Genomic DNA, 24,423 nt, shown 5'->3' with positions numbered 1-24,423 from the left:
ACAGGAATGACTGGCCCGAAACAAATGTGGGAGCGGGCTTGCCCGCGATGCGCCGCGCGGGCGGCGCTCGATCTCATAGGCGCTGCTAACCTTTGGGCCTACTCTGACTGCCATACACCTCAACCGCATGAGCACGCTCGGCGTGGAGGTCGGGCAGATCACCTTGTTCTTCCGTCGCTTGCCGCAGGGCGAACCACTCACGGATAATCCCGGCAAATCCCAATAAGACACTCCGTGAGCCGCCATGAGCAACCCCGTAGCCCCCCTCAGCACGCCTGAACCCTCGGCTACGCGCCAACCGCGCAAGAACAACCCCGAGAAAACCCGCGAGGACATCCTCCAGGCCGCCATCAACGAGTTCGTCCAGCAGGGCCTGGCCGGCGCACGGGTGGACGCCATCGCCGAGCGTACGGCAACCTCCAAGCGCATGATCTACTACTACTTCGGCAGCAAGGAGCAGCTGTACGTCGAGTGCCTGGTCAAGCTGTATGGTGATATCCGCAAGACCGAGCAGAGCCTGGACCTGGAGTCGCTGCCGGCCGAACAGGCGATTTGCCGGCTGGCCGAGTTCACCTTCGACCACCACGACCGCAACGTCGACTTCGTGCGCATGGTGTGTACCGAAAACATCCATTACGGCGAGTACATCAAGAAGTCGCCGGCCATTCGCGAGATGAGCAGCCTGGTGCTGCAGGCGTTGGGCAGCACGCTGCAACGTGGCGTCAGGGAGGGCGTATTCCGCCCGGGCATCGAGGTCATCGACCTGCACATGCTGATGAGTTCGTTCTGCTTCTATCGGGTGTCCAACCGCCACACCTTCGGCGACATCTTCCAGATCGACCTGGCCGACGAGCAGGTCAAGCTGCGCCATCGGCAGATGATCTGCGACGTGGTGCTCAGCTACATCCGCGCCTGAACCCGCTTACTCGCCCAGCCGTTGCTCGCGTGACGGCGGGTAGCCGAAGTAGGCGGCGTAGCATTTGCTGAAGTGCGATACCGAGACGAAGCCGCAGGCCACTGCCACCTCCATCACCGACAGGTCGGAGTACTGCAGCAGGCGGCGGCTCTTGGTGATGCGCAGTTCCATGTAATAGCGCCGCGGCGATGTGCCGAGCTGGGCCTGGAACAGGCGGTCGATCTGACGACGCGAGCGACCGCTGTAGGCGGCCAGCTGGTCCAGGCTCAGGGTCTCCTCGAGGTTGTTCTCCATCAGCTCGACAATGGTGCGCAGGTGCAAGCTCATCGACTTCTTCGCCCCTGGGCCGACCTGACGGTAGCGGGCGCCGGAGAACGACAGGATTTCTTCCACCCCTTCGGCCAAGCCGTCGCCGTACAGGCGGCGCACCAGGCCAAGCATCAGCTCCATGGCACCGTTGGGGCTGGCAGCGCTGAGGCGGTCGCGGTCGAGGGTGAAACTGGCCGGGGTGATGCGGGTTTGCGGGCTGCGCTCGGACAGGCTGGCGCGCTGTTCGGGGTGGATGCTGCAGCCGTAATCATCGAGCACACCGGCGCGGCCGAGGAACCAGGCGCCATTCCACAGCCCGCCCAGGGCCATGCCGTGGGCGGCGCATTCATCCAGCAGGCGGTCGAGTTCGGGGTATTTCAGCGGCGTGCGCAGGCCGCCGCAGACGATCAGCAGGTCGAGTTCCTTGAGGTCGCTGGCGGACAGTTCGCTGGCCACCAGTTCCAGGCCCAGGTCGCTGAGCACCCGGTCACCCTTGAGTGACAGCGGGGTGAAGCGAAAGCTGTCGGCACGCAGCAGGTTGGCGGTGACCAGCACGTCCATGGCCACGGTGAAGCTGGCCATCGAGAAGTGCTCGAGCAGGATGAAGTCGACGCGGTAGGGGGCCTCGGGGCACCCGGCGCTGGCCTTGAGCCGCAGCATGTTGCTGGTGCTGGTCTTCTTGCTGAACTGACGTGGGGTGGGCACTCTGGACTCCGCTTCCTGGCTGGCCAGCAGAGTGTGGCGGCAGCGTGCGGGAAAGACAATCGCCGGCGCGCGCGTGTCGTGGTGCAGGTCGTGTTGAGGCAAGTGGACTATGCTGGCGCTTCTGTTCTGGAGAACCTCGATGAAATACGCCATCGCGTTACTGTTCGGTCTGCTGCCGTTGCTGGCCCACGCCCTGGAGCCAGGCGAGCGGTTGGCACCCTGGACGCTGCTTGACCAGTACGATCAGCCTTACAGCCTGAAAACCGACACTCACCTCCTGCTGGTGGCCCGCGACATGGAGGGTGCCAAGCTGCTCAAGGCCGCCTTGGCCGACGCGCCCAAGGGCTACCTGGAGGCGCGCGAAGCGGTGTTCGTCGCCGATATCCACCGCATGCCGGCGCTGATCAGCAAGCTGTTCGCCATTCCGGCGATGCGTGATTACAGCTACCGGGTGTTGCTCGACCGCGAAGGCCGTATTGCCAGTCGCTATCCGGGGCAGGCGGGGCAGGTTTCATGGCTGCGCTTGAAGGATGGGGTGCTGGTGAGCGAGCAGGCCTTTGCCGATGCCGTGGCGCTCAAGGCGGCCCTGGACGGGGTGTCGGCGCACTGATGATGCGTCAGAGCCCTGTCTGTGACAGGGCTCTGAGCGTTCAGTTACACAGCGGAAGCGGGCCGCCTTCACCCTTCAACGCCACGCCTTCCCAGCGGGCAATGACCAGGGGCGCAATGGCATTGCCAAGCACGTTCAGCGTGGTCGTACCGCTTTCGATGACGCGGAAGATGCCGGCCACAAGTGCCACCGCTTCCAGTGGCAGCCCGGCCGATGCCAATGTCGCCGAGAGGATGATGATTGCAAAGCCGGGTACCCCTGCGGCGCCTTTGGAGGTGAGCACCATCGTGACGACCAGCAGAATCTGCTGGGATAGCGTCAGGTCGATGCCGTACAGCTGAGCGATGAAGATCGTCGCGACGCCCAGGAAGATCGACGCGCCATCCAGGTTGAAGGCGTAGCCGACTGGCACCACGAAACTGACGATGCGCCTTGGAACGCCATACCGTTCCAGCTTTTCCATCAACTGCGGCATGACCGCGGCCGACGCGGCGCTGGAGCAGGCCAGGATCAGTTCATCCTTGAAGTAGCGCACCAGCTTGAGCAGGTTCTCGCCTATCAGGTAGCAGATGCCACCCAGCACGATCAGCGCAAACAGCAGCAGTGCCAGGTACACCACGCCAATCAGCTTGAGCAGTGGCAGCAGCGAGTCGAAGCCGAAGGTGGCGACGGTGGAGCCGATCATGCCGAACACGCCAATCGGAGCGTAGGCCATCACATAGTTGACCAGTTTGAACATGGCGTCGGCGGTGCCCTGCAGGGTGGCGATTACCGCAGCACTCTTCTCCCGTGGCAACGCGTTCAGGGCCATGCCAAACAGTACGGCAAAGAACAGGACCGACAATAGCTTGCCTTCGGAAAGCGACTGGAACACGTTGTCGGGCACGATGTTCTGCACGATCAGCAGGGCGCTTTTGGCGGGTTCCCTCTTCATCACCGCATCACCCTGTGCCATCCCTGCGATGACGGTGCCTGACCCGGGTTGCAGCAGGTTGCCAAGCACCAGTCCGACAATGATCGCCAAGGTGGTGATGGCAAAGAAGTAACCAAGCGACTTGGCCCCATGCGGCCGAACGACTTGTTGTCGCCGCCTCCGGCAATGCCAAGCACCATGCAACAGAAGACGATCGGTACGACGATCATCTTCATCATCTTGATGAAGATGTCACCCAAGGGCTTGAGGATTTCGGTGCTTGCCCACTGTTGATAAGCGGGATGGCTGTTCAGGTACCAGCCGACGAGGATACCGAGCAACAGACCGACAACGATCTGCCAGACCAGCGGGACTTTTTTCATGGCTCTAGCCTTTTTTATAGAAGGTGTGCTGCGCGATTGGCAGTAGCTAGATGCGTGAGCGCGAGCGCCCACGCCGAGGGCACGCGAAATGTTCAGGTTTATTTGGCGAAAAGCTGCCCCATGTCCCTGAACGCCTTGAATTCAAGGGCATTACCGCAGGGGTCGAACAGGAACAGGGTGGCCTGTTCGCCCACCTGGCCTTTGAAACGGATGTACGGTTCGATGACGAACTGGGTGCCCAGCGCGGTCAAGCGCTTGGCTAGCGCTTCCCATTCGTCCCAATGCAGGATGACGCCAAAATGCGGGGCCGGCACATTGTGGCCATCCACAGGGTTGCTCAAGGCCTGTTCCTGATACGCCATCTTCGGGTGTTCGTGGATCACCAACTGATGGCCAAAGAAGTTGAAGTCGACCCATTGTGCAGCCGATCGGCCTTCTTCAAGGTTGAAGACTTGGCCATAGAACTCTCGGGCTGCAGCAATATCGTGAACGGGGATTGCCAGGTGGAAAGGGGAAAGGCTCATCAGGTGCTCCTGTGAATCGATTTGATGGAGGCGAAGGCCGGGGGCTTTCGTCTTGAACCTGAAAACCGAGCTTGCCGGCAAGCGTCTGTTTTTTGTTCTGCGGACGAGTTTAGGGATGGCGAACCAATAAAAAAATCAATATATTTTTCTTAAAAACACAAAGGAAATTTGTTGATGATCCGCGAGCTGAAGACGCTGATCGTGGTCGCCCGCGAGGGCACCTTTGCCGCGGCGGGCTTGAAGGTCAACCTGACCCAGGCAGCGGTGAGCGCCCAGATGCAGCGGCTGGAGGAGGAACTGGGGTTCGAGATTTTCGAGCGCCGGGGCAGGAACGCCCAGTTGAACCGGCGTGGTCAGCAGGTTCTGATTCAGGCGCAGGAAGTGATCCGGCTCTACAGCAGCCTGGGTTCCAATGAGCCTGGGGCCGCGCCCACTGTGCAGGTGGACATTGGAGCCATCGCATCCATTCAGCGGTCACTGCTGCCCCAAGCACTGGCGCAGTTTCATGCGGCCCGTTCGGAGTGCCGCACCCGCATCATTCCCGGGTTGTCACTGGAGTTGCTCAGCGCAGTCGACGCCAGGGAGATCGATATCGCGGTGATCATCCGTCCGCCATTCGAGCTGCAGAGCGATTTGCAATGGACGACCCTGGCCCGCGAGCCTTACCGCCTGATCGTGCCCGCAGGACTGGAGCAGGCGCACTGGAGTGATCTGCTGAGCACGCAGCCCTTCATTCGCTATGACCGCTCTTCGTTCGGCGGTCGTCAGGTCGATCGCTTCCTGCGCCAGGCGCATTTCAGCCCCCGCGAAGTGTGCGAGCTGGACGAACTGGAGGCCATCACCGAACTGGTTGGCAAGGGCGTTGGCGTGGCGCTGGTACCGCAGACCGTCACCCAGGATGCCTGGCCCGCCAGCGTGCGGGCCTATGACCTTGGTGCGCATACCTTCCATCGCGACATTGGCCTGGTGCACCACGCCAACGTGCTCTTGAGCGAGCAGGTGACGCAACTGATCGCCCTCATCGTCCAGGCCGCCCGACACTCGGCGACTTGAGACGCGCGGGTTGTCACTGAACGCACGTAGCAAATCCAACTGAACCCTCAGCGCTGGCAGCAACCCAACCCAGTACATGCCAACGGGAGAGTGCTCATGGAAATCGGAACGATCTGGATCATTGTCGCGGCCTTGGTCATCCTGCTCGAGATCTTTGCCATCTGGCACATCATCGGCAGCGATCGGCGCGCAGAGCGCAAGATGCTGTGGGTTGTGTTCGTGGTCTATGCACCGTTCCCGGGGCTGCTGTTCTGGGCTTGGCGTGGGCCGCGGGCAGTGAAGGGCAGGGCGGTGCTGGAGGAGAAATGACGGCGGCGGTATCAGGCGCATGGCGCCTGATACCGGTGGGTTCAGTCGGGCGTGATGCCGATTTTGATGGCCGGGTCCAGGCCGCTGACCATCAGGCTGCCGGCGAAGCTGACCGTGTCCTCTACCTCCAGTGCCTTGAACGCGTCACGGATGCGGGTACGAATCGCCTTGCTGGCTTCTTTGCGCTTTTCGTCAGGCGTACCCGGTGACAGGACAACCTCACCGTGCAGCGTCGTTTCGACTTTGCCGGAGGTCTTCCAGCCCATTTCTTCGCGCAGGTGGGTTCGCGCTATCGCGGCGTCACCTTCATGGTCATTGTTCACCGGGCTGATGGTGTAGGCGAGTTGGAACGCATAGGGCTTGCTCATGGCTTTTCCTTCAGTGAAGCGGCGCTACGCCGCAGTGCTGGCCTCCGTGCCGGGAACTGCAATCTAGCGAACTGTGCGGCGCAATCCTACATACACGTGGTTGAGGTTCTGCACGGCGATAAAGAAGTTTCCTACAACAGCTTGACCTACCTAACTCGAGCCCACCAGCGGCAGCCGCCTGCTGTTTCTCGCCGGGCAGGGCGGGGAGGATGCCAATGGGCAGCTGCCGCCCGATTTTGCAGGCCAAGCCCGCCAGGCGCTGGCCAATGCCACCCAAGCCGGCGAACAGGCCATCCGAGGCACCACAAAAGCCTTAGAATGACGTTTTGCCCGAGCCACCCCAGCCATGCTGCCCATCGAACTGCTGCCCACCACCCCCGATCAGGCCGAACTGATCCGTAACCTCTACCAGTTCTATGCCTATGAGTCCTCCGACTGGGAGCAGGAAGATGTCGAAGTGGACGGCCGTTTCTACATTCACGAAGAGCACCTGCAGCGCTACTGGCAGTCCCCAGGCTGGAGCGCCAGCCTGGTGCTGGCGGACGGTTTCATTGCCGGCTTCGTGCTGGTAGAGCGCAGCGAACTGCCCGGTTTCGACGCGCTGGAACTGGCCGACCTGTTCATCCTCAAGCGCTATCGGCGCCAGGGCATCGGCCGTGCCGTGGCCAACCAGTTGCTCGCCAGCCCCGGCGACTGGCTGCTGCGTTGCTACGCCCTGGATCCGATCGCGGTGGCGTTCTGCAAGGCCGTGGTGGCCGACCTGCAACGGCCCGTGCAACAGATCTTCCCCGCCGACGAGCCTGACCTGCTCACCTACCAGGTGACCTCCGTCTTTCACTGACCCGCAGCAAAATTCTGTGACCTACTTCACAAAGTTCACTCGCAAGGCATAATGCCAGCACTGCCTTACAAGACCCGGCCGCCCTGGCCCGGGGTTCCTTTCGTGCGCGTCGCAGGTTCAGGTAAATTTCATGTCGCTAGTCGCAAGCCCCGACATCATGTACCGGCTGTTGATCCAGAGCGTGGTGGACTATGCCATCTACCTGCTCACCCCCGACGGTATTGTCGCCAACTGGAACCCCGGCGCACAGCGCGCCAAGGGCTACCGCGCCGAGGAGATCGTCGGCCAGCATTACTCGCTGTTCTACAGCGAAGACCAGCGCGCGGCCGGCCTGCCTGAGCAGAACCTGGAACAGGCCCGCAGCAGCGGCCGTTTCGAAGAGATCGGTGCGCGCCTGCGCAAGGACGGCACGGCCTTCCACGCCCATGTGGTGATCGAGGCGGTACGTGACGACCACGGCCAGCTGGTCGGCTTCGCCAAGGTCACCCGCGACATTTCCGAGCGCCGCCAGCAGGAGCTGGAGCTGTTGCAAGCCAAGGAACTGGCCGAGCAGTACAGCCAGGAAATGGCCAACCTGTCGCAGTTCCTTGACTCGGTGATTGCCAACATCCCTGCCAGCGTCATCGTCCAGGACCTGGCAAGCCAGCGCATCCTGCTCGCCAACCAACAGGCCGAGCGCCTGTTCGGTGGCGGCGCCAAGCCAATGATCGGCCACACGCCCGCAGAGTGCCTGGCACCGGCCGCGGCGGATTACCTGGAAACCCAGCTCAGCCGTGGGGCGCGCAGCAGCAAGGGCTTTGCCGCCGAAACCCGGGTCGACACCGCCTGTGGCCCGCGCACCCTGCGCAGCCGCGCGCTGCTCAGCCAACAGTGTGAGGGCCAGGCAGATTACGTGCTGTTCGTGGCCGAAGATGCCACCGAAGAGCTGGCCGCCCACGCGCAGATCCACCATATGGCGCACCACGACGCCCTTACCGGGCTGCCCAATCGCACCCTGTTCCATGAGCGCCTCAAGCAGGCCCTGGTGCGCGGTCACGACAACGAGAAGCTCACTGCCGCACTGTGCCTGGACCTGGACAACTTCAAGAACATCAACGACTCCCTCGGCCATGCCTTCGGTGACAAGCTGCTGCGCGCGCTCGGCAAGCGCCTGCGCCGCGAGCTGCGCGAGCACGACACCCTGGCCCGCTTGGGCGGTGACGAGTTCGCCGTGGTGCTGACCCATCTGGACAGCCGCGAGGCCGCCTGCAACACCGCCAGGCGCCTGATCGAGGCGATCTGCCCGCCATTCCAGATCGAGGGCCATCAGTTCTCGGTGGGGCTCAGCATCGGTATCGCCATCGCCCCCGACGACAACGACCAGGCCGAACAACTGCTCGGCTACGCCGACATGGCGCTGTATGAGGCCAAACGCAACGGCCGTAACCGTTACGAGTGTTTCCACCTGGAGCTGGATGTCGCCGCCCGTCAGCGCCGCCTGGTGGAAACCGACCTGCGCACGGCGCTGCACCTGGGGCAGTTGCACCTGCATTACCAGCCGGTAGTGGACCAGCAGACCAACAGCGTGACCGGCTACGAGGCGCTGTTGCGCTGGGAGCACCCGACCCGGGGCATGGTCATGCCGATGGACTTCATCCCCATCGCCGAGGAGACCGGGTTGATCCACGAGCTCGGTACCCGGGCGCTGAACCTGGCGTGCCAGGAGGCGGCCAGCTGGGGCACCGAGCAGACCGTGTCGGTGAACCTGTCGCCGGTGCAGTTCAAGAACGCCAACCTGGTCCACAGCGTGGCCCTGGCCCTGGCCGACTCGGGCCCGGCACCGCAGCGCCTGGAGCTGGAGATCACCGAGTCGGTGCTGCTGGGCAACAGTGAAGAGAACGTGCGCACACTGCGGGCGCTGAAGGACCTGGGTGTGTCGATTTCGCTGGATGACTTCGGCACCGGCTACTCGTCGCTGGGCTACCTGCGTTCGTTCCCGTTCGACCGGATCAAGATCGACAAGTCGTTCGTCCATGACATGTGCGACAGCCGCGAGGCGATGTCGATCATCCGTGCGATCACCGAGCTGTCCAACAGCCTGATGATCAAGACCACAGCCGAAGGCGTGGAGTCGCAAGAACAGATGCAACGGCTGCGGGCAGAAGGGTGCTCGCACTTCCAGGGCTACCTGTACGGGCGGCCGGCGCCGGCCAGTGAGCGCCTGAAGCAGGTTTGTGTGTAGTGGTTCGAGGGCCCCGTCAGGACTCAGCTGTTCCAGTCCGGCGCAAAGTTCGGGCTGACGACCCGCTGCCCCTTCGGCAACCCGGCAATCAGCGCGCGGTCGGCATCATCCAGCCGCACCTCCAGCGCCGCCAGGTTGGCCAGCTGGTTGTCCCGGCTGCTGGCCTTGGGAATCACCGCTACGCCCGCTTGATCGAGCAACCAGTTCAACGCCACCTGGCTCGGCAGTACGCCGTGCTTGCGCGCAATCTCGCGGATCACCGCCTGCTCCGCCGCGCGGCCACGGGCCAGCGGGGTGTAGGCGGTCAGCACCAGGTCATGCTGGCGAGCGTAGTCGAGCAGCGGTTGCTGGTCGAGCAATACGTGGTATTCGACCTGGATCGCCGACAGTGGCGCGCCCAGTTCCTCGATCACACGGCGCAGCAGGCCGAGTGGGAAGTTGGCCACGCCGATGCAGCGCGCCTTGCCCTCGTCGCGCAATGCCACCAGGGTTTCGATGCTACGGGCCAGATCCCAGTCCTTGGCGGGCCAGTGGATGTGGAACAGGTCGACCTGCTCGGTGCCCAGCGCCCGCAGGCTGTCTTCCAGCGACTGGCGCATGGCCTTGGGCTCAAGGCGGTCCCACCAGACTTTGGTGGTCAGGTGGATCTGCTCACGCGGCACGCTGCTGTCACGCAGGGCCTGGCCGACAGCGGCTTCGTTGGCGTAGGCAGTGGCGGTGTCGATGTGCCGGTAACCCAGCTCCAGCGCCTGGTGCACGGCGCGGGTGCACGCGTCGCCGGTCATTGGCCAGGTGCCCAGGCCGATGCAGGGCAGGTCCAGGCCGTTGCGGGTAGTGAGCCGTTGCATGAAAACTCCTTGTTCAAGGTCGAGGGTCCGCAGGCGATGGTGCGCGCTTTGCCAGGCACAGGCCATGCAGCCGGGGTAGAAAGTGGTCGATCAGCGAACGGAATGGCGAACGTTCCAGGTAAAGCCTGGAATTGAACTTCCTTAAGTTGTCGTATCTCTTCTAGAATCCGTGCTGTCGCACCTGCCCCTGACGCAGCACTGAGCCGCGCCGCCGACGAGAACGCCATGAGTTCCAGTACACCGTTGTCCGGAGTCAACCAACCCCTGCGTGGCATTGCCCTGGTAGTGGTGGCGACCTTCCTGTTCGCCAGTCACGATGCCCTGTCCAAGTTCCTCGGTGGGCTGTATCCGATCGTCATGGTGGTGTGGGCCCGTTATGTGGTGCACACGCTGTTGATGGCCGGGATTTTCCTGCCCAAGTCCGGGCTCAATGTCTTGCGCACCCGTCGCCCGCTGCTGCAGACCTTGCGTGCACTGAGCCTGTTGAGCACCAGCCTGCTGTTCACCAGCGGCCTGCAATACCTGCCCTTGGCCGAGGCAACCTCGGTCAACTTTCTCGCCCCGGTGCTGGTCACCGCACTCTCGGCGCCCTTGCTCAAGGAGCGGGTGACGACAGGGCAATGGGTGGCGGTGGTATTGGGCTTCATCGGTGTGCTGGTAGTGGTACACCCCGGTGGCGCGATGTTCACCCCGGCGATCCTGTATCCGTTCGGTTCGGCACTGGGCTTCTGCTTCTATCAGCTGCTCACGCGCATCCTGGCGGCTTACGACAGCCCGACCACCAGCAACTTCTACGCGGGGCTTTGCAACACCCTGGTGATGAGTGTGCTGGTGCCGTTCTTCTGGGAGGTGCCGCGCTGGGACCATGCATTGCTGATGCTGGCTCTGGGCGGTTTCGGCATGAGCGCGCACCTGCTGCTGACCCAGGCCTTCCGCCATGCCGCGCCAGCGCTGCTGGCACCGTTCAGCTACTGCCAGATCGTGTTTGCCGGGTTGCTGGGGCTGCTGATCTACGGCCAGGTGCCTGACAGTGCGAGCTTGCTGGGCATTGCCATCATCTGCCTGAGTGGCCTTGGGGCCGCCTGGATGCAGCGCAAGAAATAAAGGCGAATTGCTCCAGCCGATGGAGAAGTTGGCTCACCGGTTTCCCGCAGGGACGCGTCGGTACACAGGCCTCGGCGTGCTGGGGTCGAATTCAGTCAGCTGGCTGCCGGCCCGCACGAACCCGGCGCTTTCGGCCAGGCGCTGGCTGGCATGGTTATCGATATCAGTGGTCAGCCACACCGGGGCATCGACCGCGTCCAGCAGGCAGGTCAGCGCCTCACGCATCAGGCCCTGGCCGCTGCTGGCCTGGCTCGCCCAATAACCCACTTCGTACTGGTCATCGCCAGGGCGCAGGCCGATGCAGCCGATCACTTCACCGCTGTCCGGCGCGAGGATGAAATAGCGCTTTTCCTTGGCTGGGTCGAGGAACTCCTCGGCGCTCAGTTGCAGCGTTTCCTGCACCTCCTTCAAGGTCCAGTCGGGCTTGGCCCAGGCCAGGAACGGTTGGTGCAGGCTGTAGCTGTCGAGCAGCGCCTGCTGCAGTTGCTGGGCAAACGCCGGCGCCGGGCGGACCAGCAGGGTGCGCGGCGTGGACAGGGTACGAGGCAGATCGGGGTAGGGCATTGCAGGCCTTCCTGGCGGGTTGATCGGGAAATTTAAGCCTATTTTTGTGTAATCTGTGCGAGCGCCGTTACGGATTTGCCGTGAATGCCCAAATCGATCATTCAAAGGAAACTGAAGGTCCGCCCATGCCCGACTATACGCTGCATTGCTTCGCCGAATCCGGCAACGCCTACAAGGCTGCGCTGATGCTCGAACTCACTGGCCAGGACTGGCAACCGGTGTTCGTCGATTTCTTCAACGGCCAGACCCGCGACCCGCAATGGCGTGACGAGGTCAACGAGCAGGGCGAGGTGCCGGTGCTGGAGCACGCTGGGCAGCGGCTGACCCAGTCGGCGTTGATTCTTGAATACCTCGCCGAGCGCACCGGCCAGTTCGGCCCGCGTGACGACAATGAAAAGCGCGAGATCTGGCGCTGGATGCTGTTCGACAACCACAAGTTCACCAGCTACTACGCGGCGCTGCGTTTCCTGCTGTGCCTGAAGAAGACAGGTGAGACGCAAGTGACCGGCTTCCTGCGGGAGCGGGCCACGGCGGCGTACCGGATTGTCGATGCGCACCTGGCGAAGGCGCCGTTCATGGTCGGCGAGCGGCTGACCATTGCCGACCTGTCGCTGGCGGGGTATGTGTTCATGCCGGAGGACACCGGGATCGTGCTGACCGATTTCAGCCACATCGAGGCGTGGAAGCAGCGGATTCAGGCGGTGCCGGGGTGGAAGCATCCCTACGAGCTGATGCCGCGGACGGCGTAAGCCAGTACCGGCCTGTTCGCGGATAAATCCGCTCCGTGCAGGAGCGGATTTATCCGCGAGGCCGCCACAGGAAAAGTCAGTAGCGAACTTCAACCCCTACATAAGCCCCGATCCCATCCCCCGGCCAGAACGACGCGGTATCCAGCCCGCGCGCGTTGTACACCGGCGTCACCGCCGTCACGTACGCTTTGTTCGCCAGGTTCTTCAGGTCCAGCGACACCTTCCAGTTGCCCTTCGGCGCCTCATACCCCAGGTTCGCCCCCCAGATCGTGTACGACGGCGCATACAAGCTGTTGGCATAGTCCACCGCCGTGCGCGATGCCGATTGCACGTTCACCCCGGTGTACCAGCCGCTGTGGTCCTGGTATTGCAGTTCGCCCTGGTAGATATGCTTGGGCACACCTGGCAGCTGGTTGTCGCCGAAGGTGTCGTCATGCCGGTAGTAGAAGTCGTTGTAGGTGTACGACTGTCGCCAGCGCACCAGGTCGCCCTGGGTGTTGTCCCACAGGCGCGTATTGAGCCCGGCTTCGACACCCTGGTGGATGGTTGGTGAAGCGTTGAACGCGCCGGTGACCGCTGCTGCGGTGGAGGTAGCAGGGATGATCTGCACGTTCAGCAGTTCGTCGTGGATCCACGAACGGTACAGCGCCAGGCTGCCATCGAAGATGCCGTGGGAACCCTTGATGCCGACCTCGAAGGTGTTGGCCTTCTGTTCCACCAACGGGCGGATGTACGGCAGGGTCGGGCCGGAGCCGGAGTATTCCCATGACGCGGGCGGGTCGATGCTGCGGCTGAAGTTGGTGAACACCTGCAGTTCGGGGTTGATCTCGTAGCGCAGGCCGATGCGCGGGGCGACGCTCCAGTTGTCGTAGTCGACATGCTGCGGGAAGGTCGTGGTGTTGGGGTTGACCGCGTAGTCGATGTTGACCTTGCGCCGCACATTGATGAACGACACGCCGCTGGTAAGCCACAGGTTGTCGACCAGGTTGATGTCGTTGCCCAGGGCGATCACCCGGTCGAACGAGTCCTTGTAGTTGACCTGCTTGAGCGACACCTTGTTGCCGTTGGCCGAATCCACCCCACCGCGCAGGTGCTGGGTCGAAGTAAAGGCGATATTGCTGCGGCTCTCGTGGCCGAACAGGTAGTCGACCCGGTCATAGCCCAGCAGCAGGCCGAGGTCGTGCCAGTCCCAGTAGCTGGGATTGCTCGGGCTGCGCGGGCTGTTGGTGTGGCGGTAGTCGTGGTACGACAGGCCGAAGGTCAGCCGCGCATCGTCGTCGAAGGTGTAGGTGGTCTTGCTGCCGGCCCAGATGCTGCCCGGGCGGCGCGCACCGGCGCCGCTGCTTTCTGCGGTGGCGCTGGCCCGGCGCGGGTGGTGCAGGGCATTGTCGAGGGTGGTGGCGCTGGGGTCGTTGTGGGTCTCGTCGCGGTAGCGCAGCAGCAGGCGGGTTTCCAGCTTCGGGTTGAAGCGGTAGCCGGCGTTGGCGACGATGCCCGAGCTTTTCGACAGGCTGTAGTCACGGTAGCCGTCGTTGCGGTAGTTGTCGGCCTGCAGGTAGTAATCCAGGCCACCTTCGACACCGCCGTAGCTGATGCTCTGCTTCTGGTAGTGGTAGCTGCCGGCCTCGGCACGCACGCGCAGGCCGGGGGCGCTGTAGCCGCTGTGGTTGACGAAGTTGACCGCGCCGCCGAGGGTCAGCGCGCCATACTGGAAGGCGTTGGCGCCGCGCAGGATCTCGGTGTAGTTGACGCCGCTGGCATTGAGGAATTCGTACGGGGTGCCGCCAGGGCCAGTCAGTGGCAGGCCGTCGAAGAGGAACTTGATGCCTTCGCGGAAGTAGCCGGGCGAGGTGTTGGCGCCGGAGCCACGGATCGAGATCTTCGCCGCGTCGTTGCCGCCGGTGGACTGTACGAACACACCGGGCTGGTAGGCCAGGGTGTCCTGCAGGGTGGCGGTACGGCCTTTGGCGACTTCTTCGCTATCGACCACGCTGGTGCCACCGGGCACCTCGGCGAGGGCGCTGGCGGCCTGTTGCACTTCAGTCTGCTTGGCGGCCTGCACAGTCACCGTGCCGAGGGTAGGGTCAGCGGCCAGTACCGTGGCCGGGGCCAGCAGGGTGGCCAGAGCAGCGTGGCGGATGGCCAGGCGCAGTGGGTGGGGGTGAATCGCACGCATCGTCGTATTCCTTGAAAGTCATCGTAGGTCCTCGGCGTTCTATGGGAATAGTCAGGCCTGTCGAAAGCGGTAAGAGCAGATTCTGTGCCAGCGGACAAAAGACCGGAAGTTGCGGCTTTGCCAAGTAATTGAGTGTGTGAAGATGAACGAAACAGCAAGTTTTGTTGTGGCCGTGTTGTATTTGAAACAGTGTGGGTTATATACAAATATCCAGATCAGACGGCGAACCTGTGGGAGCGGGTTTACCCGCGAATGCTCTGGCATGGCCACCGCCGCATTCGCGGGTAAACCCGCTCCCACAGGGCCCTGCATTGGCTGACTGTCTGCAGTCCAACAGTAACTGGGCAGTTTGTGTGGTTAGCGCGTCTGGAAGGCTGCTGGCGCCCAGTAAATACGTGGAAACAAGGCTGGCATGACATCTGCAACAGCACTTTATGTAGCCGTCTATATAAAGAGCCTGCTGTGCAGCCAAACGTCCGATTATTCAATGCATGCCTGTTGGCCAGTGCGCTGTTAGTTGCCGCCTGTTCACCCGCCACGCCCCCGCAGGCCCAGTCCACCCTCAAGGGTGAAGCGGTCAGCGAGGTGGACGGCGTGATGCGCTACCCGGCCAGCGACTTCGTCGAGCAGCAGCGCGGCCAGCGCGGCGGCACCTTGCGCGTATCGGCAGCGACCGATGCCGGCAGCTTCGACATCCATGCGCTGTCCCACGGCAACATGCAGTGGATGGGCCGCACCCTGTTCGACTGCCTGGTCTACCAGGCCGAGGATGGCACCCTCACGCCGTGGCTGGCGAAGAGCTGGGAGATCAGCGCCGACGGCCTGACCTACACCTTCCACCTGCGCGACGACGTCACCTTCAGCGACGGCGAGCGCTTCGATGCGGAAGCGGTGCGGGTCAACCTCGAACACATGCGCGACCCGAAGACCCACTCGCCGCTGGCGGCTGCCTACATCGCGCCGTACCTGAACGGCCGGGTGATCGATGCGTTCACCTTCGAAGCCACCTTGCGCGCACCTTATGCGCCGTTTCTCGATGTGCTGTCGCAAGCCTGGCTGGGGATGATCTCGCCACGGCAGATCATCGAGGCGCCCGCGACCATAGCCAGTCGGCCGATCGGCACCGGGCCGTTCGTATTGACCGGCTGGGTGCGTGACCAGCGCGCCAGCTTTGCCCGCCGCCCGGGCTACCACTGGGCGCCAGCTGCGATCCATCACCAGGGCGAGGCCTACCTGGACGGCATTGAATTGAGCTACGTGCCCGAAGCGATGATCCGCTACACCTCGCTGGAAGCTGGCGACAGCGACATGGCCCTGGACGCCCCGGCGCAGAATGCTGCAGCGATCCGCGCCAACCCGCAGCTGACCCTGCGCAACCGCATTCGCAAGGGCAACCCGGCGCGCAGCATTACCTTCAATGTCGAGCGCGTACCGTTCGATGACGTGCGGGTGCGCCAGGCCGTGGCCAAGGCCATCGACCGCGACGGCCTGGCGTGGATCTCCGGCTTCGGCGAGTACCTGGCCAAGGGTGACTTTCTGGCGGTGAACACCCCCGGCTATGACCCGGTGGCACGCGATGCCCTGGCCTTCGACCCCGACGAAGCGGGCCGGCTGCTGGATGCCGCCGGCTGGACCGGGCGTGATGCCGAGGGCTACCGCACCCGCGACGGCCAGCGCCTCGGGGCGACGCTGCTGACCTACGACAACCCGGCATTCCCGGCCAATGTCTCGGTGGCGGCCCAGGCCGACCTGCGCAAAGTGGGCTTCGACCTGCGCATCGAGCTGCTGCCGATCAGCAAGGTCATGGAACTGCGCTACCGCGGCAACTTCGATGCCCTCGGCGGCGGCTACTGGCACACCAATACAGCTGACGGCCTGTACATCCTCTACCACAGCCAGTCGATCCCCAGCGCCCGAATGATCGGCCAGAACGTCGGCCACTTCCGCGACGACAGCCTCGACCAGCTGCTCGGTGACGCCCGGCGCAGCACCAACCCGGCACACCGTCGCATGCTGTATCGCCAAGCCCAGCAGCGCCTGGGCGAGACCGTGCCGGCGGTGCCCTCGGTGGAAAGCCAGATGCTGCTCGCCTACCGCAACGTGGTCGGCGGCGTGCTGTTCGACGGTTCGCACAACGTGCCCTTGTTCACCAGCGTGTGGCTGGCGAAGGAGCAACCATGAAATTGCTGGCAACTTTGCTGCGCCGCCTGCGCGACGGCGTGATCGTGCTGTGGGCGGCGGCGAGCCTGACCTTCCTCGGCATGCAGCACAGTGGTGGCGACACCGCCCTGGCGATTCTCGGCGGCCCGGATGCGATGCCGAGCGAAGCCATGCTGGCCCAGGTGCGTGCCGAGTACGGCCTCGATCAACCGCTGTGGGTGCAGTACGGCCATTACCTGCTGCGGCTGGCCAAGGGCGAGCTGGGCGAATCGTACCGCTTGCGCATTCCGGTCGGCCAGGCGATTGCCGAGCAGGCCGGCGCGACCCTGGCCCTGGCCACCACCGCGGCGCTGCTGGCGGTGCTGCTGGCACTGGCTTCGGCGCTGCTCACCGCCAACCGCGGGCGACGCGTGCGCGCGCTGGTATCGGGCATCGAACTGGTGCTGTCCTCGGCGCCCAATTTCGTGATCGGCACCGTGCTGCTGCTGGCCTTCGCCTTCTACTTCCATGTGCTGCCGCCGTCTGGCTCAAGCGGATGGCGCTCGCTGGTGCTGCCGAGCCTGGCCCTGGCCTTGCCGATTGCGGCGGTGCTGGCCCAGGTGCTGCGCCAGTCGCTGGAGCAGGTGCTGGAACAACCCTTCATCACCCAGGCCCGCGCCCGCGGCATGGGCGATACCGCCGTGCGCCTGCGCCATGCCTTGCGCCACGCCCTGGTGCCGCTGGTGACCCTGGCCGGCTACGTGTTCGCCAGCCTGCTCGGGGGTGCCGTGGTGCTCGAACTGTTGTTCGGCCGCCAGGGCATCGGCCGGCTGATGCTCGACGCCACCGCCACCAAGGACGTGCCGCTGGTGCTCGGCGTGACCTTGCTGGCAGCGGCGCTCTACGTGCTGGTCAACCTGCTGGTGGACCTGGCGACCCAGGCCATCGACCCGCGCACCGCACGCCCCTGAATTCACGAGAAAGGAACTGCCATGAGTCAAACCTCGATTACCGATGCCGATCTGGATGAGCGTTTTGCGCCGATCTATGCGCGCATTGCCGAAGGCGCAGTGGCCCGCGAGCAGCAACGCACCCTGGCCCATGAACCGGTGGCCTGGCTGCGCGAAGCCGGCCTTGGCGCCCTGCGCGTGCCCCGCAGCCACGGCGGCCTTGGCGCGAGCTTGCCGCAGTTGCTGCGCCAGTTGGTGCGCCTGGGCCAGGCCGATTCCAACCTGCCGCAGATCTTCCGCGCCCACTTCGGCTTTGTCGAAGGGCGACTGTCGTCCAACGACGCCGCTTCCCAGGACTACTGGTTCGCCCGAGTGGCGGCCGGCGAGCTGTGGGGCGCGGCCATGGCCGAGCGCACCGACAGCACCGGCAATACCGTGCAGCTCAGCGGGGGCGAGGGCGCTTACCACCTGGACGGTGAGAAGTACTACTGCACCGGCACCCTCTACGCCGATTGGGTCGCGGCGGTGGCCAACCACGGCGACGACTTCGTCAGCCTGGCGGTACCAACCGGTGCGCCAGGCGTGGAGCGGGTCGATGACTGGGACGGCTTCGGCCAGCGCCTGACCGGCAGTGGCACCACGCGGTTCACGCAAGTGAAGGTACAGCCTGAGCATTTGTTGCGCCGCTTCGCCAAAGGGGAGTTGCGCGCCGAGTCGTATCTCACCGCGTTCTACCAGGCGGTGCACCTGGCCACGCTGGCCGGCATCAGCCGTGCGGTGCTGGCCGACGCAGTAGCCTTCGTCAAGGGCCGCACCCGCGCCTTTGGTGTGCCTGGGCAGTCGCAACCGGCCGCCGACCCGCTGGTGCAGGCGGTGATCGGTCGGTTGTCGAGCCTCGCTTTCGCCGCCGAGGCCCAGGTGGTTGCGGTGGGCCAGAGCCTGCAGGCGGTGTTCGAAGCAGGGCAGCGAGGCGAGGTGCCCGAGCAGCTCTACACCGACGCCGAGATCCACGCGTTCCAGGCGCAGCAGATCGTCCTGCCGCAAGTGCTGCAGGCCAGCACCTTGCTGTTCGAGGTCGGCGGCGCCTCGGCTACCAGCAACACCCGGCGCCTCGACCGCCACTGGCGCAACGCACGCACCCTGGCCTCGCACAACCCGGCGATCTACCGCGAGCAGGCGCTGGGCGACTACTACCTCAACGGCATCAGCCCGGCCCAGGCCTGGCGTGCCCGCCAGGCTGCCGCCAGTGAAGGGCAGGGCAGCGGCGACGAAGCCAGCGCAGTCTGATCAGGAGAACCGCATGAGCAGCAAACAGATGAGCCTGGGCATGAACATCCTCGGCTTTGGCTCGCACGCCGGCGCCTGGCGCCAGGGCGAGGCGGCACTCGACGCCTATATCGACGTCAATTACTACCGCGACATCGCGCGGATCTCCGAGCGCGGCTGCCTGGACGCGATCTTCCTCGCCGACGGCCCGGCACTGCCGCCGGACGTGTCCGCACAACCCGGCGGACGCCTGGAGCCGACTGTGCTGCTCACCGCCGTGGCCGCCGCCACCGAGCGCATCGGCGTGATCGCCACCTGCTCCAGCACCTACAACGAACCGTTCAACCTGGCCCGGCGCATCGCCTCGCTGGACCATATCAGCGGTGGCCGCGCGGCCTGGAACGTGGTCACCAATGCCGGTGATGCCGCAGCGCAGAACTTCGGCCTGGCTGGCGCGCCGCTGCATGTCGACCGCTACGGGCGAGCCGAAGAGTTCGTCGAGGTGACCCTGAAGCTGTGGGACAGTTGGGAAGACGACGCGATCATCGGCGACCGCGTCGCCGGCCGTTTCGCCGACCCGCGCAAAGTCCACACCCTGGACTTCCAGGGCAAGCATTTTCAGGTCAAGGGCCCGCTGAACCTGCCGCGCTCGCCCCAGGGCCGGCCGGTGCTGGTACAGGCCGGTTCATCCGAAGGCGGCAAAGCGCTGGGTTCACGTTATGCCGACGCGATCTTCACCACCCAGACCACCCTGGCCGACGGCCAGGCGTTCTACCAGGAGATGAAGGCCCGCGCCAAGGACTGGGGGCGAGACCCCCAGCACCTGAAGATCATGCCCGGCCTGTCGACCGTGATCGGCAGTACCGAGGCCGAGGCCCATGCCCGCTTCGACCAGCTCAACGCCTGGCACGGCGAGCATGGCCTGCTGCAGCAGGTAGCGGGGCGTATCGGCATCGATGCCAGCGAGCTGGACCCGGATGCGCCGTTGCCTTGGGAGCGGATTGGCGCGGTGGCGGATTTCGAACGCGGTTCGCACGGGTTTCTGCAAGCCCAGCTGAACCTGGCGCGCAGCGAGAACCTGACCATTCGCCAACTGTCGCGGCGGATCCTGGTGGGGCATCGGTTGGCTGTCGGTACCCCGGAGCAGGTCGCCGATACCTTGGCCGAGTGGTTCCTGGCGGGTGCCGGGGATGGCTTCAACATCATGCCTGACATGTTCCCGTCGGGCGCGCGGGTGTTCGTCGAGGAAGTGGTGCCGCTGCTGCAGAAGCGCGGGCTGTTCCGCACCGAGTACACCGGCACCACCTTGCGCGACCACCTTGGCTTGCCCAAGGCCGTGAACCAGTTCGCCGCTTAATCCAGATTCCGTATTTTCAGGAGATGTCCAATGCGTTACCGCACACTCGGCCACACCGACCTCCAGGTCAGCCTGCTCAGCCTCGGCACCATGACCTGGGGCCATCAGAACAGTGAACAGGACGCCCACGAGCAACTGGACGCCGCCATCGCCGCCGGGATCAATTTCATCGACACCGCCGAGATGTACCCCACGCCGACCCGCGCTGAAACCTGGACCACTACCGAGCGCTACCTGGGCAACTGGATCAAAGCCCGTGGCAACCGCGACAGGCTCATCCTGGCCAGCAAGATCGCCGGTCCGGCGCGTGATCCCGGCGGCCAGGCGCATATCCGCGATGGCCTGTCGCACCACGACCGCAAGAACATCGTCGCCGCTCTGGAAGGGAGCCTGCGCCGGCTGAACACCGACTACCTGGACCTGTACCAGCTGCATTGGCCCGATCGCACCAGCAACTTCTTCGGCGTCCGCGAGTATCCCTATGCCGATGACCACCCGGACACCATTGCCATCGAAGAAACCCTGGCAGTGCTCGATGAGCAGGTCAAGGCCGGCAAGGTTCGCCATATCGGCGTGTCCAACGAAACGCCGTGGGGTGTTGCGCAGTTTCTGCGGCACAGCGAGCACCAGGGCCTGGCGCGGATCGCCAGCATCCAGAACCCCTACAGCCTGCTCAACCGCTTGTACGAAAACGGCCTGTCGGAGTTCAGCCATCGCGAAGGGATCAGCCTGCTGGCCTATTCTCCGCTGGCGTTCGGGGCGTTGACCGGCAAGTACCTGAACGGCGCCAGGCCTGAGGGTTCGCGGTTGTCGTCGGTGTATCGCACGTTCAATCGCTATGGCAGCGAGGAAGCCAACGGCGCCATCGCCAGCTATGTGCAGATTGCGCAGGCGCATGGGCTGACGCCAGCGCAACTGGCCCTGGCCTTCGTGATTCGCCAGCCGTTCGTGGCCAGTGCGATTACCGGACAGACCAGCTTGCTGCAGTTGCAGGAGAACCTCAGTGCACTGGATGTGCAACTGACCGACGAGGTGCTGGCCGAGATCCAGGCCGTGCACCGCCGCATTCCCAACCCGGCACCGTAGCCCGAGTGGCAAGGGCTGCGCCCTTGTTCGCGGCTGAAGCCGCTCCTACAAGTACCGCATAGGCCCTGGCCCTGTGGTGCCCCTGTAGGAGCGGATTTATCCGCGATGAGGCCGGCAAAGGCGCCAAAGAAGGACAATTATGAACACGATTGCACTGCCACCCACCCTCCTGACCAGCAATTCGCAGCTTCGCCCAGGTATCACACTGGCCTGGCTCATCCTGGCCCTGATCCTGCTGGCCGTAGCCTTCCCCGACTGGCTATCCCCAACCGACCCGCTGACTGCCGACGCCCGCCTGGCCTACCTCCCACCCAACGCCACCTTCTGGCTCGGCACCGATGAAAACGGCCGCGACGTCCTCAGCCGCCTGATCCACGGCACCCGCCCGTCGCTCTACATCGGCCTGGCCGCCACCCTGGTCGGTCTCGGCCTGGGCACTTCGCTCGGCCTGCTCGCAGGCCTGGCTCCCGCCTGGCTGGACAACCTGCTGATGCGCGCCGTCGACGTCCTGCTGGCGTTCCCCGACCTGCTGCTGGCGCTGGTCATCATCACCCTGTTCGGCCAGGGCACCAGCAACCTGATCCTCGCCGTCGGCATCGCTTCAGTGCCGCGCTACGCCCGCCTGGTCCGTGCCCAGACCCTGACCATCCGCCACGCCGGCTTCGTCGAAGCCGCCGTCACGCTTGGCCGCAAACGCTCGGCGGTGGTGCTGGCCCACGTGCTGCCCAATGCCGTGCAACCGGTGTTGATCCTGGCCTGCATCGGCCTGGGTGGCGCCATCACCGCCGCCGCCGCGCTGAGCTTCCTGGGCTTCGGCGCCCCACCGCCTGCGCCCGAGTGGGGCGCGATGATGGCCGTGGCGCGCAATTTCATGGCCAACGCGCCCTGGCTGATGGCCTGGCCAGCGCTGGCGATCACCCTGACCGTCATTTCCATCACCGTCATCGGCCGCGACTGGTTGCGCCGTAGCGAGGGCAGAAACCCATGAGCATCTTCGAACAGCACCCAGCCCCCTTGGTGGACATCCGCGACCTGCGCGTGAGCTTCAACGGCGTGCCGGTGGTGCACGGCGTCGACCTGCAACTGCACGCCGGACAGTGCCTGGCACTGGTGGGCGAATCGGGTTCGGGCAAGAGCGTGACGGCCCGCACGCTGGTTGGCCTGACCGGTGCCGGCGCTCAGGTGCAGGCCCAGCGCCTGGTGTTTGCCCGGCAGGACCTGCGCCGGCTTGGCGGGGCTGACTGGCAGCGCCTGCGCGGTGGGCGCATCGGCTTCGTCATGCAGGATGCGCTGGGTTCGCTCGACCCGCTGCGAAGGGTGGGGGCCGAGATCGAAGAACCGTTGCTGTTGCACACTGACCTGGGCGCCGAGCAGCGTCGCTTGCGCGTACTCGAACTGCTGCGCCAGGTCGGTGTACCTGAACCTGAAGTTCGCGCCCGGCAGTACCCCTGGCAGCTGTCCGGAGGCCTGCGTCAACGGGCATTGATCGCCTCGGCCATCGCCTGCCAGCCGCGCCTGCTGATCGCCGACGAGCCCACCACCGCACTGGACGCCACGGTGCAGGCGCAGATCCTCGACCTGCTTGAACACCTGCGCGCCCGCGACAGCAGCCTGCTGATGGTCAGCCATGACCTGGCCGTGGTGGCGCGTCTGGCCGACTGGGTGGCGGTGATGCGCCATGGCGTGGTGGTCGAGCAGGGCACGGTCGAACAGATCCTGCAGGACCCGCAGGACCCTTACACCCAACGCCTGCTGAGCGCGGCACGGGCGGTGCATTTTCAGCGCCCGTCGGTCCCGGCGCTTTCGCTGGTGGAGGCTGTTGTGAACGAGCAACCGGTGGTGCTGGAGGCGCGTGGCCTGCACAAGGCTTTCGTCGGGCCGGATGGCCAGGCGCGTCAGGTGCTGAACGATGTGTCACTGCAATTGCGTGCCGGTCAGACACTCGGCGTGGTGGGTGAATCCGGCTCTGGCAAGAGCACGCTGGGGCGCATCCTGCTCGGGCTGGAGCGTCCGGAGCAGGGGAGCGTGCAGCTGGCCGGGCAAGACTGGCTGGCGCTGTCTGCCGTCCAGCAACGTCAGGCACGACAGGGCATACAGGTGGTGTTCCAGGACCCGCTGGCCTCGTTCGATCCTCGATATACCGTGTTGCGAGTGCTGGCCGAAGCGCTGGCCCAGGCGGGTGTGCCGCGTGGGTTGCGGCGTACCGAGGCGGCTAGGTTACTGGAGCGGGTGCAGTTGCCGGCGGGGCTGCTCGACCGTCGTCCGCTGGAACTGTCTGGCGGGCAGCGACAGCGCATCGCGATTGCCCGGGCGCTGGCGATGAAGCCCAAGGTGCTGGTGCTGGATGAGCCGGTGTCGGCGCTGGATGTGTCGGTGCAGGCGCGGATTCTGGCGTTGCTGGCGGAACTCAAGGCGGAGTTGGGCCTGGCTTGCCTGTTCATCTCCCATGACCTTGGGGTGGTGGAGCAGGTCAGTAACCAGGTGCTGGTGATGCAAGGGGGCCGGGTAGTGGAGCAAGGGGCGGTGGCGCAGGTGCTCGGGCAGCCGCGCCATCCCTATACCCGAGCCCTGCTCGATGCGGTGCCGCACCTGCCGGCGGCGCGGCCTCGCTGGTTTGAGCGGATTGCAGTGTAAGCCTGTGCCGGTCCTTCGAATGGGACAAACCAGGCGGACAGCGGTGCGGGACTGGCCCGAAACAAACTGTAGGAGCGGATTTATCCGCGATGCGCCGCGCGGGCGGCCAGATAACGCATCACGGCCACCATGTGTTCGCCGATAGTTGCGCAGCGCCTATCAGATCGAGCGCCGCCCGCGCGGCGCATCGCGGGCAAGCCCGCTCCCACATTTGTTTCGGGCCAGTCACTCCTGTGAAGCCAACAGGGACCGCCTTGGTGCATGACTGGAGACTGGTGGGACAGCATCAGCGCCCACCGAAGTGCATCGCCATGCCCCTGTTGGCTTCCACCGAGATGCATCGACATGCCAACAAGGTGGTCCCTGTTGGCGGCACAGGAGTGACTGCACCGACACAA

At 64.6% G+C, this 24,423-nt stretch carries 21 protein-coding genes and 2 pseudogenes; 16 read left to right on the top strand and 7 right to left on the bottom strand.

Annotated features, from left to right (window positions below; translation table 11 throughout):
* Nucleotides 1-244: 244 nt before the first annotated feature.
* Nucleotides 245-916 (top strand): TetR/AcrR family transcriptional regulator, encoded by a 672-nt coding sequence (locus tag L6D64_RS21160; protein ID WP_176507305.1) that lies wholly within the window; start codon nt 245-247, stop codon nt 914-916.
* A 6-nt stretch (nt 917-922) separates the two neighbouring features.
* Here the strand turns inward: L6D64_RS21160 and L6D64_RS21155 are convergent, their stop codons facing one another.
* Nucleotides 923-1,930 (bottom strand): GlxA family transcriptional regulator, encoded by a 1,008-nt coding sequence (locus L6D64_RS21155; protein ID WP_176507304.1) that lies wholly within the window; start codon nt 1,928-1,930, stop codon nt 923-925.
* A 139-nt stretch (nt 1,931-2,069) separates the two neighbouring features.
* Here L6D64_RS21155 and L6D64_RS21150 point away from each other — a divergent pair, with 139 nt between their 5' ends.
* Nucleotides 2,070-2,540: an FAD/FMN-containing dehydrogenase gene (locus L6D64_RS21150; RefSeq protein ID WP_176507303.1), complete on the top strand. Its 471-nt coding sequence runs from the start codon at nt 2,070-2,072 to the stop codon at nt 2,538-2,540.
* Nucleotides 2,541-2,580: 40 nt separating this feature from the next.
* Here the strand turns inward: L6D64_RS21150 and L6D64_RS21145 are convergent.
* Together L6D64_RS21145 and L6D64_RS21140 are read right to left on the bottom strand one after the other, a co-directional pair.
* A pseudogene (locus tag L6D64_RS21145) lies at nt 2,581-3,836 on the bottom strand (cation:dicarboxylate symporter family transporter).
* 98 nt (nt 3,837-3,934) lie between these two features.
* Complete coding sequence (locus L6D64_RS21140; RefSeq protein ID WP_176507302.1) at nt 3,935-4,360, bottom strand: VOC family protein; 426 nt, start codon at nt 4,358-4,360, stop codon at nt 3,935-3,937.
* 174 nt (nt 4,361-4,534) lie between these two features.
* Here L6D64_RS21140 and L6D64_RS21135 point away from each other — a divergent pair, with 174 nt between their 5' ends.
* Together L6D64_RS21135 and L6D64_RS21130 are read left to right on the top strand one after the other, a co-directional pair.
* Nucleotides 4,535-5,413, top strand: coding sequence for a LysR family transcriptional regulator (locus tag L6D64_RS21135; RefSeq protein WP_176507301.1), 879 nt, complete (start codon nt 4,535-4,537; stop codon nt 5,411-5,413).
* A 96-nt stretch (nt 5,414-5,509) separates the two neighbouring features.
* Nucleotides 5,510-5,722 carry a PLDc N-terminal domain-containing protein gene (locus tag L6D64_RS21130; RefSeq protein ID WP_054887292.1) on the top strand — a complete coding sequence of 71 codons (213 nt, stop codon included), beginning with the start codon at nt 5,510-5,512 and terminating at the stop codon, nt 5,720-5,722.
* Between the two features lie 41 nt (nt 5,723-5,763).
* Here the strand turns inward: L6D64_RS21130 and L6D64_RS21125 are convergent, their stop codons facing one another.
* Nucleotides 5,764-6,090, bottom strand: a complete 327-nt coding sequence (locus L6D64_RS21125; RefSeq protein WP_054887291.1) for a hypothetical protein — start codon at nt 6,088-6,090, stop codon at nt 5,764-5,766.
* Between the two features lie 157 nt (nt 6,091-6,247).
* On the opposite strand from L6D64_RS21125, the pseudogene L6D64_RS21120 reads away from it, so the two are divergent.
* The 3 genes and pseudogenes from L6D64_RS21120 to L6D64_RS21110 form a co-directional block, all read left to right on the top strand.
* Nucleotides 6,248-6,370: pseudogene (locus L6D64_RS21120) on the top strand (RidA family protein); the annotation flags it as partial.
* A 66-nt stretch (nt 6,371-6,436) separates the two neighbouring features.
* Entirely contained in the window at nt 6,437-6,931 is a 495-nt protein-coding gene (locus tag L6D64_RS21115; protein ID WP_176507300.1) for a GNAT family N-acetyltransferase, read from the top strand.
* Between the two features lie 130 nt (nt 6,932-7,061).
* Nucleotides 7,062-9,152, top strand: coding sequence for a sensor domain-containing protein (locus L6D64_RS21110; RefSeq protein ID WP_176507299.1), 2,091 nt, complete (start codon nt 7,062-7,064; stop codon nt 9,150-9,152).
* Between the two features lie 23 nt (nt 9,153-9,175).
* Here L6D64_RS21110 and L6D64_RS21105 read toward each other — a convergent pair whose 3' ends face one another.
* Nucleotides 9,176-10,000: an aldo/keto reductase gene (locus tag L6D64_RS21105; protein ID WP_176507298.1), complete on the bottom strand. Its 825-nt coding sequence runs from the start codon at nt 9,998-10,000 to the stop codon at nt 9,176-9,178.
* A 225-nt stretch (nt 10,001-10,225) separates the two neighbouring features.
* On the opposite strand from L6D64_RS21105, the gene L6D64_RS21100 reads away from it, so the two are divergent.
* Complete coding sequence (locus L6D64_RS21100; protein ID WP_176507297.1) at nt 10,226-11,104, top strand: DMT family transporter; 879 nt, start codon at nt 10,226-10,228, stop codon at nt 11,102-11,104.
* Between the two features lie 33 nt (nt 11,105-11,137).
* Here the strand turns inward: L6D64_RS21100 and L6D64_RS21095 are convergent, their stop codons facing one another.
* Nucleotides 11,138-11,668, bottom strand: a complete 531-nt coding sequence (locus tag L6D64_RS21095; RefSeq protein WP_176507296.1) for a GNAT family N-acetyltransferase — start codon at nt 11,666-11,668, stop codon at nt 11,138-11,140.
* A gap of 125 nt (nt 11,669-11,793) precedes the next feature.
* Between L6D64_RS21095 and L6D64_RS21090 the strand changes: the two genes are divergently transcribed.
* Nucleotides 11,794-12,417, top strand: a complete 624-nt coding sequence (locus L6D64_RS21090) for a glutathione S-transferase family protein (RefSeq protein ID WP_176507295.1) — start codon at nt 11,794-11,796, stop codon at nt 12,415-12,417.
* 76 nt (nt 12,418-12,493) lie between these two features.
* Here L6D64_RS21090 and L6D64_RS21085 read toward each other — a convergent pair whose 3' ends face one another.
* Complete coding sequence (locus L6D64_RS21085) at nt 12,494-14,593, bottom strand: TonB-dependent receptor family protein (RefSeq protein WP_176507294.1); 2,100 nt, start codon at nt 14,591-14,593, stop codon at nt 12,494-12,496.
* Between the two features lie 462 nt (nt 14,594-15,055).
* Here L6D64_RS21085 and L6D64_RS21080 point away from each other — a divergent pair, with 462 nt between their 5' ends.
* The 7 genes from L6D64_RS21080 (at nt 15,056) to L6D64_RS21050 (ending at nt 24,025) form a co-directional block, all read left to right on the top strand.
* Nucleotides 15,056-16,774 (top strand): ABC transporter substrate-binding protein, encoded by a 1,719-nt coding sequence (locus L6D64_RS21080; protein WP_176507293.1) that lies wholly within the window; start codon nt 15,056-15,058, stop codon nt 16,772-16,774.
* Nucleotides 16,771-17,703 carry an ABC transporter permease gene (locus tag L6D64_RS21075; protein ID WP_176507292.1) on the top strand — a complete coding sequence of 311 codons (933 nt, stop codon included), beginning with the start codon at nt 16,771-16,773 and terminating at the stop codon, nt 17,701-17,703. The genes L6D64_RS21080 and L6D64_RS21075 overlap by 4 nt, the downstream gene beginning before the upstream one ends.
* A gap of 21 nt (nt 17,704-17,724) precedes the next feature.
* Nucleotides 17,725-18,969: an acyl-CoA dehydrogenase family protein gene (locus L6D64_RS21070; RefSeq protein WP_176507291.1), complete on the top strand. Its 1,245-nt coding sequence runs from the start codon at nt 17,725-17,727 to the stop codon at nt 18,967-18,969.
* Nucleotides 18,970-18,982: 13 nt separating this feature from the next.
* Nucleotides 18,983-20,305 carry an LLM class flavin-dependent oxidoreductase gene (locus L6D64_RS21065; RefSeq protein WP_176507290.1) on the top strand — a complete coding sequence of 441 codons (1,323 nt, stop codon included), beginning with the start codon at nt 18,983-18,985 and terminating at the stop codon, nt 20,303-20,305.
* Between the two features lie 30 nt (nt 20,306-20,335).
* Nucleotides 20,336-21,391 carry an NADP(H)-dependent aldo-keto reductase gene (locus tag L6D64_RS21060; RefSeq protein WP_176507289.1) on the top strand — a complete coding sequence of 352 codons (1,056 nt, stop codon included), beginning with the start codon at nt 20,336-20,338 and terminating at the stop codon, nt 21,389-21,391.
* Between the two features lie 139 nt (nt 21,392-21,530).
* The gene (locus L6D64_RS21055; protein ID WP_176507288.1) at nt 21,531-22,379 is read left to right on the top strand and encodes an ABC transporter permease; all 849 of its coding nucleotides are present in this window, start codon (nt 21,531-21,533) and stop codon (nt 22,377-22,379) included.
* Nucleotides 22,376-24,025, top strand: coding sequence for a dipeptide ABC transporter ATP-binding protein (locus L6D64_RS21050; protein WP_176507287.1), 1,650 nt, complete (start codon nt 22,376-22,378; stop codon nt 24,023-24,025). The genes L6D64_RS21055 and L6D64_RS21050 overlap by 4 nt, the downstream gene beginning before the upstream one ends.
* The last annotated feature ends 398 nt before the right edge of the window (nt 24,026-24,423 follow it).

This window comes from Pseudomonas urethralis, assembly GCF_021602465.1.
GTDB classification, from domain to species: Bacteria; Pseudomonadota; Gammaproteobacteria; order Pseudomonadales; family Pseudomonadaceae; genus Aquipseudomonas; species Aquipseudomonas vlassakiae.
Note: the sequence above shows the minus strand (reverse complement) of the source record. Positions and strands in the feature narration are given on the sequence as shown.

Bases quoted from the DNA above. Each gene is read 5' to 3' on its own strand.
- L6D64_RS21160 (WP_176507305.1), top strand. From the start codon at position 245: ATGAGCAACCCCGTAGCCCCCCTCAGCACGCCTGAACCCTCGGCTACG.
- L6D64_RS21150 (WP_176507303.1), top strand. From the start codon at position 2,070: ATGAAATACGCCATCGCGTTACTGTTCGGTCTGCTGCCGTTGCTGGCC.
- L6D64_RS21140 (WP_176507302.1), bottom strand. From the start codon at position 4,360: ATGAGCCTTTCCCCTTTCCACCTGGCAATCCCCGTTCACGATATTGCT.
- L6D64_RS21135 (WP_176507301.1), top strand. From the start codon at position 4,535: ATGATCCGCGAGCTGAAGACGCTGATCGTGGTCGCCCGCGAGGGCACC.
- L6D64_RS21130 (WP_054887292.1), top strand. From the start codon at position 5,510: ATGGAAATCGGAACGATCTGGATCATTGTCGCGGCCTTGGTCATCCTG.
- L6D64_RS21125 (WP_054887291.1), bottom strand. From the start codon at position 6,090: ATGAGCAAGCCCTATGCGTTCCAACTCGCCTACACCATCAGCCCGGTG.
- L6D64_RS21115 (WP_176507300.1), top strand. From the start codon at position 6,437: ATGCTGCCCATCGAACTGCTGCCCACCACCCCCGATCAGGCCGAACTG.
- L6D64_RS21110 (WP_176507299.1), top strand. From the start codon at position 7,062: ATGTCGCTAGTCGCAAGCCCCGACATCATGTACCGGCTGTTGATCCAG.
- L6D64_RS21105 (WP_176507298.1), bottom strand. From the start codon at position 10,000: ATGCAACGGCTCACTACCCGCAACGGCCTGGACCTGCCCTGCATCGGC.
- L6D64_RS21100 (WP_176507297.1), top strand. From the start codon at position 10,226: ATGAGTTCCAGTACACCGTTGTCCGGAGTCAACCAACCCCTGCGTGGC.
- L6D64_RS21095 (WP_176507296.1), bottom strand. From the start codon at position 11,668: ATGCCCTACCCCGATCTGCCTCGTACCCTGTCCACGCCGCGCACCCTG.
- L6D64_RS21090 (WP_176507295.1), top strand. From the start codon at position 11,794: ATGCCCGACTATACGCTGCATTGCTTCGCCGAATCCGGCAACGCCTAC.
- L6D64_RS21085 (WP_176507294.1), bottom strand. From the start codon at position 14,593: ATGCGTGCGATTCACCCCCACCCACTGCGCCTGGCCATCCGCCACGCT.
- L6D64_RS21075 (WP_176507292.1), top strand. From the start codon at position 16,771: ATGAAATTGCTGGCAACTTTGCTGCGCCGCCTGCGCGACGGCGTGATC.
- L6D64_RS21070 (WP_176507291.1), top strand. From the start codon at position 17,725: ATGAGTCAAACCTCGATTACCGATGCCGATCTGGATGAGCGTTTTGCG.
- L6D64_RS21065 (WP_176507290.1), top strand. From the start codon at position 18,983: ATGAGCAGCAAACAGATGAGCCTGGGCATGAACATCCTCGGCTTTGGC.
- L6D64_RS21060 (WP_176507289.1), top strand. From the start codon at position 20,336: ATGCGTTACCGCACACTCGGCCACACCGACCTCCAGGTCAGCCTGCTC.
- L6D64_RS21055 (WP_176507288.1), top strand. From the start codon at position 21,531: ATGAACACGATTGCACTGCCACCCACCCTCCTGACCAGCAATTCGCAG.
- L6D64_RS21050 (WP_176507287.1), top strand. From the start codon at position 22,376: ATGAGCATCTTCGAACAGCACCCAGCCCCCTTGGTGGACATCCGCGAC.